15 protein-coding genes are annotated in these 12,874 nt (G+C 34.9%); 1 reads left to right on the top strand and 14 read right to left on the bottom strand.

Translation table 11 applies throughout. The annotated features are described in order from the left end of the window. Positions 1 to 10: 10 nt before the first annotated feature. The 8 genes from E3U55_RS04685 to E3U55_RS04720 all read right to left on the bottom strand — a co-directional run bounded on the left by E3U55_RS04685 (position 11) and on the right by E3U55_RS04720 (position 6,272). Positions 11 to 643 carry a hypothetical protein gene (locus E3U55_RS04685; RefSeq protein WP_134339190.1) on the bottom strand — a complete coding sequence of 211 codons (633 nt, stop codon included), beginning with the start codon at positions 641 to 643 and terminating at the stop codon, positions 11 to 13. 80 nt (positions 644 to 723) lie between these two features. After that, positions 724 to 1,194, bottom strand: coding sequence for a CcdC family protein (locus E3U55_RS04690; protein WP_228547482.1), 471 nt, complete (start codon positions 1,192 to 1,194; stop codon positions 724 to 726). Between the two features lie 44 nt (positions 1,195 to 1,238). Then, on the bottom strand, positions 1,239 to 1,694 hold the full coding sequence (locus tag E3U55_RS04695; protein ID WP_134339192.1) for a Na(+)/H(+) antiporter subunit B: 456 nt from the start codon (positions 1,692 to 1,694) through the stop codon (positions 1,239 to 1,241). Positions 1,695 to 1,764: 70 nt separating this feature from the next. Beyond that, positions 1,765 to 2,469 carry a cytochrome c biogenesis CcdA family protein gene (locus tag E3U55_RS04700; RefSeq protein ID WP_134339193.1) on the bottom strand — a complete coding sequence of 235 codons (705 nt, stop codon included), beginning with the start codon at positions 2,467 to 2,469 and terminating at the stop codon, positions 1,765 to 1,767. A gap of 493 nt (positions 2,470 to 2,962) precedes the next feature. Next, a complete protein-coding gene (locus tag E3U55_RS04705; RefSeq protein ID WP_134339194.1) occupies positions 2,963 to 3,193 on the bottom strand; it encodes a YneF family protein in 231 nt (76 codons plus the stop codon). Positions 3,194 to 3,272: 79 nt separating this feature from the next. Beyond that, positions 3,273 to 3,704, bottom strand: a complete 432-nt coding sequence (gene sirA / locus E3U55_RS04710) for a sporulation inhibitor of replication protein SirA (RefSeq protein WP_134339195.1) — start codon at positions 3,702 to 3,704, stop codon at positions 3,273 to 3,275. A 110-nt stretch (positions 3,705 to 3,814) separates the two neighbouring features. Continuing rightward, positions 3,815 to 5,818: a transketolase gene (tkt, locus tag E3U55_RS04715; RefSeq protein ID WP_134339196.1), complete on the bottom strand. Its 2,004-nt coding sequence runs from the start codon at positions 5,816 to 5,818 to the stop codon at positions 3,815 to 3,817. 220 nt (positions 5,819 to 6,038) lie between these two features. Continuing rightward, the gene (locus tag E3U55_RS04720) at positions 6,039 to 6,272 is read right to left on the bottom strand and encodes a DUF896 domain-containing protein (protein ID WP_134339197.1); all 234 of its coding nucleotides are present in this window, start codon (positions 6,270 to 6,272) and stop codon (positions 6,039 to 6,041) included. Between the two features lie 146 nt (positions 6,273 to 6,418). Between E3U55_RS04720 and lexA the strand changes: the two genes are divergently transcribed. Beyond that, positions 6,419 to 7,039 (top strand): transcriptional repressor LexA, encoded by a 621-nt coding sequence (gene lexA / locus E3U55_RS04725; RefSeq protein WP_134339198.1) that lies wholly within the window; start codon positions 6,419 to 6,421, stop codon positions 7,037 to 7,039. Positions 7,040 to 7,142: 103 nt separating this feature from the next. On the opposite strand, the gene glnA is transcribed toward lexA, so the two are convergent. The 6 genes from glnA to miaA form a co-directional block, all read right to left on the bottom strand. Then, entirely contained in the window at positions 7,143 to 8,477 is a 1,335-nt protein-coding gene (gene glnA / locus E3U55_RS04730; protein WP_134339199.1) for a type I glutamate--ammonia ligase, read from the bottom strand. A gap of 34 nt (positions 8,478 to 8,511) precedes the next feature. Continuing rightward, positions 8,512 to 8,925 carry a MerR family transcriptional regulator gene (locus E3U55_RS04735; RefSeq protein WP_134339200.1) on the bottom strand — a complete coding sequence of 138 codons (414 nt, stop codon included), beginning with the start codon at positions 8,923 to 8,925 and terminating at the stop codon, positions 8,512 to 8,514. Positions 8,926 to 9,063: 138 nt separating this feature from the next. Continuing rightward, positions 9,064 to 10,290: a methionine gamma-lyase family protein gene (locus E3U55_RS04740; RefSeq protein ID WP_134339201.1), complete on the bottom strand. Its 1,227-nt coding sequence runs from the start codon at positions 10,288 to 10,290 to the stop codon at positions 9,064 to 9,066. 9 nt (positions 10,291 to 10,299) lie between these two features. Further along, entirely contained in the window at positions 10,300 to 11,532 is a 1,233-nt protein-coding gene (gene hflX, locus E3U55_RS04745; protein WP_134339202.1) for a GTPase HflX, read from the bottom strand. A 134-nt stretch (positions 11,533 to 11,666) separates the two neighbouring features. Next, entirely contained in the window at positions 11,667 to 11,888 is a 222-nt protein-coding gene (gene hfq / locus E3U55_RS04750) for an RNA chaperone Hfq (RefSeq protein ID WP_134339203.1), read from the bottom strand. Positions 11,889 to 11,905: 17 nt separating this feature from the next. Then, complete coding sequence (gene miaA / locus E3U55_RS04755; protein ID WP_134339204.1) at positions 11,906 to 12,868, bottom strand: tRNA (adenosine(37)-N6)-dimethylallyltransferase MiaA; 963 nt, start codon at positions 12,866 to 12,868, stop codon at positions 11,906 to 11,908. Between the last annotated feature and the right edge of the window lie 6 nt (positions 12,869 to 12,874).

A 12,874-nucleotide genomic window follows, 5' to 3' on the forward strand; every position in this document is an offset into this window, starting at 1 on the left:
ACACCACTTTCTATTCCTTATTTAGTAGTAAAAATATTCCTATTAAAATAATTAAACAAATAAACCATACTGAAATTAAGTAACCAAAAACAGTTGTGAAAGGTTGGGTTAATGATAAAACTATCTGCCCACTTCCCCACAACATAATAATCACAGAACTAATTAATCGATAACTCCATTGATTGGACATCAATGAATAAATAACTAATAAGAAAAATAATAAACTTAAATATCTCCAAGTGTAAGTATTTTCCTGCCAGACCAGATCAATAAATTCATAGATGAATGAAGAAAATATAAAGATGCTTACTATTACATAAACAAACCTACGAACAACTAATTCATTTTTATAAAATTTATATCCGTATAAGAAAATTGAAGCAAAAAAGGCAAAATAAAACGCATCTGATTGACTTGGATAAGCCAATATCGCAATAGGGTCTTCAATAAATAAAGATAAGTTCAATGTTATCTTCCCGACCCAAATCAAAATAATAAAATTAATAAAGAAAGAACTTACAGTTTCCAAGTCTTCTTTTTTCTCTTTTGTAGTTTGAACGCTTATTACATAATAAAAAAACGCTCCAGTTACTAAACTTATAACTAACATGGATAAAGAAATAATTGTGGATGTTGCTACCATATTCTCACCTGCCATTCTGTAGTTTTAGAATACTGAACAATTATGAAAGTTTGATGAAAGAAACAAAAAAAAGTTCACGATCATTGTGATCGTGAACCAAATACAGCGTGATTAATAGTTACATGTTGTTTCAGCTTAATAAATTTAATTAACATAGCAATTCGCCAAGTAAATAACATGCCAAATGCTAACAAATAGAACATGCCACTAGTTTCCCCTACTGACACGCCTTGTCCAAGATAAAGCTTTAGACAGATTCTTAGAACCAATAAAAATATTAAGATGAATATAAATGCTTTAGATGGTTTAAGATATATGTCTTTCCCTTTAATTTCGAAATTAGAAGTTATAATAAGTAGCACGGAAAACACCATACCAACAGAAATGGCTTCTAAAACTTGCCACCATGTTACTTGGAAGTAAGGGAAAATAAACATAAGTGCCCCTGTACTCATAAAGAATGGTGGTAATATTATTTTTTTAACTGACGCTGGCTTTTTAGACGCCCGTGAACGTACAACAATCATAACTGTTGCCATAACCACGAACATAACCGATGTAAGCACAGCAAACCATGTACTCTCAAAAAACACCATTATACACCTGCATCTTCATAAGGATCTTCATGCGAATCTGTTGCAATAGATAAAATGATCGTTAATGTTATACCTACCACAACTAAATACACACCTAAATCAAAAATCATAGCTGTAGCTAATTCTGTTTTACCTAAAATCGGAAGGTGAAAATATCCAAATGAGTGAGATAAAAATTCTTCTCCAAAAACAAAAGAACCCACTCCGGATAAAACAGCAATCAGCAAACCAGTAACCGCTAAAATCCTAAAGTTTAACGGTAAAATCTTTTCAATCTTTTCAAACCCATAAGTCATATACATTAAAATAAAAGCAGCTGCTGTCATTAATCCACCAATAAATCCTCCACCTGGCGCATTATGTCCTGCAAAGAATAAGTATACAGAAAACCCTAATAAAATAAAGGCAATGAGTTGTGTAGTTGTACGTAATATTAGATCGTTTGGTCGATTCATGTTTTAACTCCTTCACGATTCGATGATTACTTATATTCTAATACAATTAATATATGAAAGACAAACAATATTAAAAACCTGTAAATCCAAACAAGTTCGCTAAATATGATGTTAATATTTTTAACCAATCAAAAAATAAAGCTATTCCTAAAAATATTAATATATAACCGCCAACAAGTGTAATTCGTTGCGACTGACGCTTAAGCCATCCCAATTTGCCTATAAAGAAAGCAAGCACGAAAAACGGAATTGAAAATCCTAGTGAATAAGCTGCCATTAAAACAACGGCTGACTGAGGAGCAGTAGCAGCTAATGAAAATACAGCACCTAAAATTGGCCCAGTACAAGGAGTCCAGCTCATGGAAAATGCCATTCCTATTAATAAAGTACCAATATAACCAGCAGGTCGGTTTTTTAATGTAACTTTGCGTTCTTTTAATAAAAACTCAAAGTTAAAGACACCGATCATAACAAATCCAAAGAATATAATTAATATTGCTCCTAATTGTCTAATTAGGTCTTGGTATCTAATAAAAAACTCACCGATAAAGTAAGCCGAAAATCCAATCATTATAAATATCGAAGAAAATCCGATTAAGAAAAATAGTGTATGTAGCATGCTTCGTTTTCTTAACATAGCATTTTCATTTTTTAATTCTTCTACACTCATCCCAGTTACATATGACAAAAACACTGGATAAAGTGGTAGCACACATGGTGAAATAAAAGACAAAAAGCCAGCACCAAATGCTAAAAATATATTGACATCTGCCACGAAAATCTTCCTTTCTCCCTACAATCTATAGCTATCGTAACAAAAATAAGAGTAATGATAATATATAATGCTTGAAGATTTAGTGAAAATTAACATTGAATTATGTTTCCAATCTTCAACTTATGTAATAGTATCTAATAATTGTAGCTTAATGAATTAAAGAAAATAATTAATTCTACGATAAGCTAAAGGCGGCGACTCCTGGTCGACTAGAATCGGCCACGTCCTGTGGCCAACGTCGACACTTGACCATCCAGGTCTTCGCGGGTACAGCACGAGTCGAAAATCACGAAAAACGAACAGCAGTGAGTTTTGGAAAGTTGAGACCGTGCCCGCGGTCGGCTAACGTCGGCCACGTCCTGTGACCAACGCCGACACTTGACCGTCCAGGTCTTCGGAAAGCGTCCGCCTGTAGCGATTCGTAGAATCAACAACAAACTTTAACAGAGCTAACTAAAAAGAGATAGACTAATTTAGCCTATCCCCTGTCAAATTACTTTTTATTTGAATCCATTTGTTGATTCATTGCACGCATCATTTGATTAATTTTCTTCTGTGATGGCTTTTGACCCATCTGCATCATCATTGTGCGTAACATTTGCTCATTAATTGGTGGGTTCTTCTTCAAATAATTCATCATTGTCTTACGTGCAATGAAGAAACCAATAACTACACCTACAATTAATGCAGCTAAAGCAATCAATACAACCCAAATTGTAGCCATTATTAAATTTTCCTCCTTCTGGTTGTCTTCCACTAAGTATTAAGTATATTAAATCTACCGTTCTATGACAATAGAGTTTTTATAGAGAATAAATTTCTTTCCCGACAAACGGTGTGATCCATCCACATTCCAATGTTTCATAATTCACTGCAAAAATGTGTGGATGAAATGTTTTTAAGTATTGGAAAAGTAATCGATCTAAATCAACTATCGATTGTGTATGAATATTAATAACATAATCTTCAACTTTAATAAACATTTGCTGACCATTTGAAGTGACGGTTAGATGATTTCTTTTCATTTCTACATCTATAGATTCATCTTTCCAATAATTCATGTGTAAAAACAAATCTTTTGAATTCAGCTTGTCCAACACTAATTTGTATTGTTCTTTTGAATCTTGCGGACACTCAATCATTTGTTCGTATAAAAAACGATAAACGGTATCAATTTTATAATAAAAATGCTTCGCATAATCTGACTTCAATAAGTATAAAGAATATTGATACATGATATGTCCCCCTTTTAGGACATATCATATCAATATTCAAAGGCGAAATTTGTCAGAAATTAATACGTCAATGCTTCTTATTTTGTCAATAATGAATGAAGTTTGAAATGTTATTTAGAAAGTAATGCTTTGGCACGTGCTACAACATTTTCTACTGTGAATCCATACTCTTCCATTACTTTATTACCTGGCGCAGAAGCCCCAAATGTAGGAATGCCAAGAACATCTCCATTAATACCTGTATAACGTTCCCAACCAAATGGAGAAGCCATTTCAACAGCTAATCGTTTAGTCACGTTAGAAGGTAATACCGATTCCTTGTAAGCTTCATCTTGTTGATCAAACAAATGCCAAGAAGGCATGCTGACAACTGTAGCGTTAATGCCTTCTTCTTTTAACTGTTCACTTGCTTTGTGAACTAATTGAACTTCTGAACCAGAAGCTAATAATAATATATCTGCTTTACCTTCAGCTTCCTTAACTACATAAGCACCTTTGCGTACTCCTTCACTCGCCTTAGCCTGAGTCTCAGGAAGTACAGGTAGTCCTTGTCTAGTTAATACAAGAGCAGTTGGTTGATCTGTAGATTGTAAAGAAATCTCCCAGGCAGCTTTCGTTTCATTAGCATCCGCCGGGCGAATTAAATTCAGATTAGGCATTGCTCTAAGGGATGGTAATTGTTCGATTGGTTCGTGAGTTGGTCCATCTTCACCTACAGCAATTGAATCATGTGTGAATACATACGTAACAGGTGTACCCATTAACGCAGATAAACGTAATGCAGGACGTAAATAATCACTAAATACGAAGAATGTACCACCATAGACTTTAACGCCTCCATGAAGTGCGATCCCGTTTAAGGCACACGCCATAGCAAATTCTCTTACACCAAACCAGACATTACGTCCAGAGTAATCTGGATATTTAAAGTCCTCTTCTTCTTTTAATGAAGTTTTGTTAGAACCAGCTAAGTCTGCACTGCCACCAAAGAAATTAGGAATATTCTTAGCTAATGCATTAAGAACTTCACCTGAAGCAGCTCTTGTCGCTAGTGCTTTTGAATTTTCATCATAAGTTGGTAAATCTGCATTCCAGCCAACTGGCAGTTCACCACTCATAGCTAATTCAAATTCGTTTGCTAATTCAGGATGCGCTTCTTTATATTGGTCAAGTAATTGACTCCAGTTTTGTTCTGCTTCTTTGCCACGATTTTGTACTTTCTCTTCAAAATCAGCTTTAACTTCATCAGGTACATGAAAATCATCATGTTCCCAACCATAATGCTCTCTTACTAGGTCACGCTCTTCACTGCCTAAAGGTGCTCCGTGAGCATCAGATTTACCACCTTTATTAGGTGAACCATAACCAATAACTGTTTTTACTTCAATTAGAGTTGGTTGATCTTCTGTTGCTTTTGCATCTAATAATGCTTTCTCGATTGCTTCAGTATCATTACCATCTTCAACGCGAATGACTTGCCAGCCATAAGCTTTATAACGGTCTTCTACACTTTCAGAAAATGCACGATCTAAATCACCATCTAATGAAATATCATTAGAATCGTACATTACGATTAATTTACCTAATTTTAAGTGAGCAGCTAAAGAAGCGGCTTCCTGAGAAACACCTTCCATTAAGTCACCGTCACCACAAATACAATAAGTATAATGATCAACAACATTATAATTGTCTTTGTTATATTTTGATGCCATGAATCGTTCTGCCATCGCCATACCAACTGACATTGCAATACCTTGACCTAGAGGACCTGTTGTTGCTTCGACACCATCAGTATGCCCAAATTCTGGGTGCCCAGGTGTATTAGATCCCCACTGGCGGAAGTTTTTAATATCATCCATAGATACTTTGTATCCAGATAGATGTAGTAAAGCGTAAAGTAACATAGAACCATGTCCTGCTGATAATACAAAGCGATCGCGGTCAAACCAAGATGAGTTCTTAGGGTTATGATTCATAACCTTTGTCCACAAAGTATACGCCATAGGCGCTGCACCCATAGGCATTCCAGGGTGTCCAGAATTTGCTTTCTCTACCGCATCTATTGCAAGAGTACGGATTGTGTTAATTGACATTTGTTCAACATTATTACTCATTCAGAATCTCCTTCCTTTTCCGTTCAAACTATTTACCATCATTAATCCTAAACGCTTGAGTGTCAAAAAACAAGATATTTCAACATAAATTTACCAAATATCTATAGTATACACATACCCTTTTAGATTATAAATTTCGACACTTTTATTATTATATCAAAAATCCTTGTTTACTTTTCAACTAAAAACAAAAAGAACTCCCAAAATGGAGTTCTTCAAATTAATGCTTTTTATCATTTTCTTGTTCATTTTTTAATTTTTCTGGTGTAACGTCTGTGCCCTCTTCATCTACCACTTTTACTGATTTTAACTGATTCTTAAAGGACTTACGAAATGCTTGTAAATACTCTTCTCTAAGTTTCTTTTGTTCCTTCTTTTCCTCATCAGTTAATCCTTCATTTTTTGATTTATTGGCTAATTCATTTATACGTTTAATTCTTTCATCTGAAATCATTATAAAAACTCCTTTATATAAGTTCAATTGTTATTTTAACTTGTGCTAGTTTATTAGACAAGTTATTCGAATATTACGAACGAATGTTTGCTTTTAATGGTTAATATTGCTATAATATCTTTAGGATAAAACGTTGAGGTGAAAATATGAAGAAACTATCAAAAAGACAAAAAGAGATTTTTGATTTCATAGTTGAAAATGTTAATTTAAAAGGCTATCCACCTTCTGTTAGGGAGATTGCTGAAGCTGTTGGACTAGCTTCCAGTTCAACTGTACACGGTCACTTATCAAGATTAGAGGAAAAAGGATTCATTCGTCGTGACCCTACGAAACCTCGCGCTATTGAAATCGTGTATGATGATGGCAGCCAGGTTCAGGAAAGACAAGCAATGTATGCGCCACTTATCGGTAAAGTTACTGCTGGTGAACCCATTACAGCAGTTGAAAATGTTGAAGAATATATTCCGGTTCCATCAACCATATCTGCAACGGAAGATGATATTTTTGTACTTTCTATTCAAGGTGAAAGTATGATTGAAGCTGGTATATTTGATAAAGATTTAGTTATCGTTAGAAAGCAAGCAACAGCTAATAACGGTGATATTGTCGTAGCAATGACTGAGGACGATGAAGCTACAGTTAAACGCTTCTTTAAAGACCAAAACAAATATAGATTAGAACCTGAAAACCCTACGATGGAACCAATCATTCTTAATCAAGTAACAGTCTTAGGAAAAGTAATTGGTCTCTACCGCGAAATTCATTAAGAACTTAAATATTCAATATAATAAATGATCACGAAGGAGGTATCCTGCGTGATTATTGTACAAAAAAAAGCGAATTCACTAAAGAATTCGCTTTTTTTATTGATTAATATGAACTTAAATACTGTTCGCGTTCCCAAGGGTGTACTTGTGTACGGAACATATCCCATTCAATTTCTTTCGATTCAATGAAGTGTTCTAGTAAGTGTTCACCTAGTGCGCCTTTAATTACATCGTCCTTCTTCAACTCTTGAAGGGCATCATATAAAGTTGCAGGTAAATCTTGAACACCGTTAGCAACACGCTCCTCTTTATCCATCACATAAATGTTACGGTCGACTGGTTCGGGAGCTTTCATCTTATTTTCAACTCCATCTAAACCAGCAGCTAACATAACAGACATTGCCATGTAAGGGTTTGCTGCTGGATCTACACTACGTACTTCAATACGAGTGCTTAATCCACGAGAAGTTGGGATGCGAATTAGTGGGCTACGGTTTTGACCAGACCATGCTACATAACACGGAGCTTCGTAACCAGGTACTAAACGTTTATAAGAGTTAACTGTCGGGTTAGTAACAGCTGTAAAATTGACAGCGTGTTTAACAATTCCTGCTGTGAACTGGTACGCTGTTTCACTTAATTGCTCTTTACCATTCGGGTCAAAGAAAGCATTCTCTTTACCTTTAAACAGTGACATATTCGCGTGCATACCTGAACCATTTACACCGAATAATGGTTTAGGCATAAACGTTGCATGCAAACCATGCTTACGAGCAATCGTTTTAACCACTAATTTGAACGTTTGAATATCATCACAGTGTTTAACTGCATCTGAATATTTAAAGTCAATTTCGTGCTGGCCAGGTGCTACTTCGTGGTGAGATGCCTCAATTTCAAAGCCCATCTCTTCTAATTCTAATACGATGTCACGGCGGCAGTTTTCACCTAAATCAGTTGGTGCAAGGTCGAAATAACCACCTTTATCGTTTAATTCCATTGTCGGTTCACCAGCTTCATCTAACTTGAATAAGAAGAATTCTGGCTCTGTTCCAATGTTAAACGCAGAGAAACCAAGCTCTTCCATTCTTTGCAGATTACGCTTCAAATTATATCTAGGGCAACCTTCAAATGGTGTACCATCTGGATTATAAATATCACAAATAAAACGAGCGACTTTACCCTTTTCAGAAGTCCAAGGGAATACAACAAACGTATCTAAGTCTGGATGTAATTGCATATCTGATTCCTCAATACGAACGAAACCTTCGATCGATGAACCATCAAACATCATTTCGTTATCTAGAGCCTTATCTAATTGACTGTACGGAATTTCAACGTTTTTAATTGTTCCTAACAAGTCTGTAAATTGTAGTCGAATGAATTTTACGTTCTCTTCTTCAATAATTTTGTAAATCTCTTCTTTTGTAAATTTACTCATTTAATTTCTTCCTCCTGTTAATTGTTCCATCAGCTTAATGGTAGAACCTTGATAGGTCTCCTTGATTGATGGATGGTTTATTTAAATAACCAGATTCAAGAAGTTCACGGCGAAGTAACTGATGTAGTTCTTTATCAGACATATCTTTCTTATACACTTTATTATGATCTTTATTCGCCTTAGCTTCACTTTCTTGAACTTGGTTTTCCTTAAGTTTTAATACTTGCTTAATTCCTGCTAAATTTACACCTTCGTCAATCAACCTTTTTATTTCAATTAATCGATCGACGTCATAAAAACTAAATAATCTCCTGTTTCCTTCAGATCTTAATGGTGCCACTAAATTCTTTTCTTCATAATAGCGAATTTGCCTTGCACTTAACTCTGTTAGCTCTGAAACAATACTAATTGGGAATAATGGCATCGCTTTTCGGTCTTTATAATTCATGTTGACACCTCCAATTCTTAATAATATTATATGCTACGGAATTAAAGTTGTCAACAGATGTAAGGAAAGTTAACATGATAAGTTATAAAAAGAACATAGCTAACCATATGCTATGTTCTTTACCCTAAAATTATTGTTTTATAACGCTAAAAGCCCTTGGCTAATAGCTATTTTTACATGTTCATAGGTTAAACCGCCTTGAACGTAAAGCGTATAAGGTTCTCTTATTGGTCCATCAGCTGTTAATTCAAGACTGGCACCTTGGATGAAAGTACCCGCTGCCATAATTACATCATGTTCATAACCAGGCATATAGCTCGGATAAGGTGTGACATGTGAATTAATTGGAGATTGTTGTTGTACGACTTGAGCGAATTTGATCATCTCTTCTTTTGAGTTAAAGGTAATAGACTGAATTAAATCCGTGCGGTAATCATTTGGTCCTGGCGTGGTTTGATATCCAAAATTTTTAAGCAATGCTGAGGTAAAAATAGCACCTTTTAAAGCTTCCCCTACAACATGTGGTGCAAGAAATAACCCTTGGAACATTTCTTGCAAACTATATAAACTTGGGCCTGTTTCTTTTCCTAAACCAGGCGCAACCAAATAATTAGCACTTCTTTCAATCAATTCTTTTTTACCAACTATGTAGCCACCAGTTTTGACAATCCCAGCTCCCGGATTTTTAATAAGGGAACCAGCAATTATATCTGCTCCGACTTCTAATGGCTCTTTGTTTTCAACAAACTCTCCATAACAGTTATCAACAAAGACAATAATATCCTCATTAATTTCTTTTACAAATCGAATCATTTCTTGAATGTCATCAATAGTAAATGATGGACGATCTGCATAACCTTTCGACCTTTGAATGGCTATCATTTTGGTGTTTGGGTTAATCACCTTTTTAACCTGCTCATAATTCACTTGTCCAACTTCATTTAAATCTATTTCATTATAGACAATCCCGAAGTCTGTTAATGAGCCATCCACAGGTTGATCAATACCAATTACATTTTCTAAGGTATCATAGGGTCTTCCAGTGATTGAAACTAATTCATCGCCCGGTCTTAAGTTACCAAATAAAGCAGTAGTAATGGCATGGGTGCCTGAAATTAATTGAGGTCTAACCAATGCATCTTCCCCACCAAATACATTGGCATAAACCTCTTCAATTTTCTCTCTTCCAGCATCATCGTAACCATACCCAGTAGTCGGGTTAAAATGATAATCGCTTACTTGTAGCGAACGAAAGTTTTCTAATACTTTATGTTGATTGAAAGTTACAACTTTGGATACTTCATTAAAGACTTCTTGTAATTGCTTTTCTGTTTCTTCTATTACATGATAATTTTCTAAAAACACTTCTTTCACTCACTTTGTCAATTGATTGTATAATGGCATCTCTGATTCAACATACCCAGAAACATGATATGCTTCGTGTTCTTCTGTAAACTCTTCTAATTCTACAATCGTTTCGTGTTTTAAACGGTTCAGTAATTTTCCTTCATCAGATGGAATAAATACATTATATTGCTCCCATTCCATCTTTAGGACTTCTTCTATCTTCAAAACCAGACGACTAAGATCAGCGTTATTTAAAGCGCTCATTTGTATACTAGGTTTTGAATAAGAAAAGAACTCCCCATCCAATAGGTCGGCTTTATTATAAACTGTCAACATCGGTATGTGGTCAGCGTTAAGGCCTTTTAATATTCCATTGACCGTTTTTTCATGATCTATTGCGTTCTCATCTGAGCTATCAACTACATGCAATATGAAATCCGCTTCAGTTACTTCTTCTAATGTCGAACGAAAAGCTGCAATTAATGTAGTTGGTAACTTCTGAATAAATCCTACTGTGTCTGATAATAAAGCTTTAAATCCGCTAGGCAAACTAATCTTACGTGTTAAAGGATCTAAAGTAGCAAACAGCTTATCCTCTTCTAAGGAGGCTTCCTTAGTTAAACGATTAAACAAGGTTGATTTCCCTGCATTCGTATAACCAACTATCGCTATTTGAAAAGCAGAACGACGCTTACGGTTCTCCCTATATTGTTCACGATGTTTCGCAACTTGTTTTAATTGCTGTTTAATATCGGTGATTCGGTTACGAATATGACGTCGGTCTGTTTCTAACTTGGTTTCACCAGGACCTCTTGTACCAATTCCACCACCCAGACGGGACAATTCAATTCCCTGACCTTGAAGTCTTGGTAACATGTATTCAAGCTGAGCAAGTTCTACCTGAAGCTTACCCTCTTTCGTTCGAGCTCGCATAGCAAAAATATCTAATATAAGCTGTGTGCGATCTATAATTTTTAATTCCCATGTATTAGATAAGTTTCTCGATTGAGAAGGTGTGAGCTCGCTATTAATTATTGCTACCTCAACATCATGTTCTTCAATATAATGCTTGATGTCTTCTGTTTTGCCCGTTCCAATATAATAGGCAGTATGAACCTTTTCCCGCTTCTGCACAAAAGTTTCTAATACTTCTGCATCAACTGTCTTTGCTAATGCAAGTAACTCTTCCATTGAAGACTGAAAGGAACGATCGTCTTCAGTCTGAATTTGACACCCTACTAGAATTGCTTTTTCGTTCATGTATTTACTCCTTTATGATCTGGTCTTTAATAAAATGATCTTTTCCTAAAATAACATCTGTTCTTATGTATTATACACAAAATAAAATAAGCCTAACACCAGTAAGGGTTAGACTTATCATTCATAACAAGTATTTATGATTCCAAATCAATGTTTTTAGAAGGAGCAAATGTTGAAATAGCATGCTTGAAAATTAATTGTTGTTTTCCTTCTGTTTCGATTAATATTGTAAAATTATCGAACGATTTTACAACTCCACGCAATTGAAACCCATTAGTTAGAAATACCGTTAATGGAACCTTCTCCTTGCGTAATTTGTTTAAATAAGTATCTTGTACGTTTGTAGAATTTGCCATACAAACTCCTCCTCTATCTATCTGTTATTATTTGTATTCGATAAAGAATCAATTCTTCCTTCTATTTTTTCAAAAATATTTTCAAAAGTCGACCAATAATTGTTAGGGTCGATCATATACCAGTTAACTTCTGGTATTTTATTACGATAATAGGTTAATTGCCTTTTAGCAAAACGTCTAGTGTTACGTTTGATTAATTCAATTGCTCTTTCTTTTGGATACTCTCCTTCAAAATACGGCACCCATTCTTTATAGCCAATACCTTGCATAGGTTGAATGTCACTTCCAAATCGTTCATAGATTTCTTCAACCTCTTGAAGTAATCCATTCTCGATCATCTGGTCCACCCTTATGTTTATACGGTCATAAAGCACTTCTCGTTCCATATTTAATCCAATAATCATGGGTTGATATGGAGACGTTTCTTCTTGTTCACGTTCAATTTCTGACATTCTCTTGCCTGTCATGTCGTAAACTTCAAGAGCTCTTACAACTCTTCTAATATTATGAGGGTGAATCTTATCAGCTTGTACAGGATCAACTGTTTTTAACTTTTGATAATAAGGTTCAACACCATTTTCCTTTATATCATCTAATGATTCTTTTACATATTCTGAATCTCGTTTAGCATCAGAAAATTGAAAATCATACAAGGCTGAATGGACATAAAAACCGGTACCACCTACAACAACAGGAATTTTATTTCTTTCTGATAAATCATCTACAAGTTTTTTTAGGTCTTTTTTAAAATTTGCTGCTGAATAATCGTCTGTTGGTTCTAAATGGTTTATTAAATGATGTGGAATACCTTCAGTCTCTTCGTCTGTAACTTTTGCTGAACCTATATCAAAGTATTTATAAAATTGCATGGAATCAGCATTAATTACTTCACCGTTTATTCTTTTACTCAATTCTATTCCTAATTTAGTTTTTCCTACAGCAGTGGGGCCAATAATACTTACGACAATAGGACGATTCATCATTTC

The organism is Filobacillus milosensis (assembly GCF_004402015.1).
GTDB lineage: Bacteria > Bacillota > Bacilli > Bacillales > Alkalibacillaceae > Filobacillus > Filobacillus milosensis.

Bases quoted from the DNA above. Each gene is read 5' to 3' on its own strand.
- tkt (WP_134339196.1), bottom strand. From the start codon at position 5,818: ATGAGTAATAATGTTGAACAAATGTCAATTAACACAATCCGTACTCTT.
- E3U55_RS04685 (WP_134339190.1), bottom strand. From the start codon at position 643: ATGGTAGCAACATCCACAATTATTTCTTTATCCATGTTAGTTATAAGT.
- hfq (WP_134339203.1), bottom strand. From the start codon at position 11,888: ATGGCAAATTCTACAAACGTACAAGATACTTATTTAAACAAATTACGC.
- glnA (WP_134339199.1), bottom strand. From the start codon at position 8,477: ATGAGTAAATTTACAAAAGAAGAGATTTACAAAATTATTGAAGAAGAG.
- hflX (WP_134339202.1), bottom strand. From the start codon at position 11,532: ATGAACGAAAAAGCAATTCTAGTAGGGTGTCAAATTCAGACTGAAGAC.
- E3U55_RS04695 (WP_134339192.1), bottom strand. From the start codon at position 1,694: ATGAATCGACCAAACGATCTAATATTACGTACAACTACACAACTCATT.
- E3U55_RS04735 (WP_134339200.1), bottom strand. From the start codon at position 8,925: ATGAATTATAAAGACCGAAAAGCGATGCCATTATTCCCAATTAGTATT.
- E3U55_RS04705 (WP_134339194.1), bottom strand. From the start codon at position 3,193: ATGGCTACAATTTGGGTTGTATTGATTGCTTTAGCTGCATTAATTGTA.
- E3U55_RS04690 (WP_228547482.1), bottom strand. From the start codon at position 1,194: ATGTTCGTGGTTATGGCAACAGTTATGATTGTTGTACGTTCACGGGCG.
- E3U55_RS04720 (WP_134339197.1), bottom strand. From the start codon at position 6,272: ATGATTTCAGATGAAAGAATTAAACGTATAAATGAATTAGCCAATAAA.
- sirA (WP_134339195.1), bottom strand. From the start codon at position 3,704: ATGTATCAATATTCTTTATACTTATTGAAGTCAGATTATGCGAAGCAT.
- lexA (WP_134339198.1), top strand. From the start codon at position 6,419: ATGAAGAAACTATCAAAAAGACAAAAAGAGATTTTTGATTTCATAGTT.
- miaA (WP_134339204.1), bottom strand. From the start codon at position 12,868: ATGAATCGTCCTATTGTCGTAAGTATTATTGGCCCCACTGCTGTAGGA.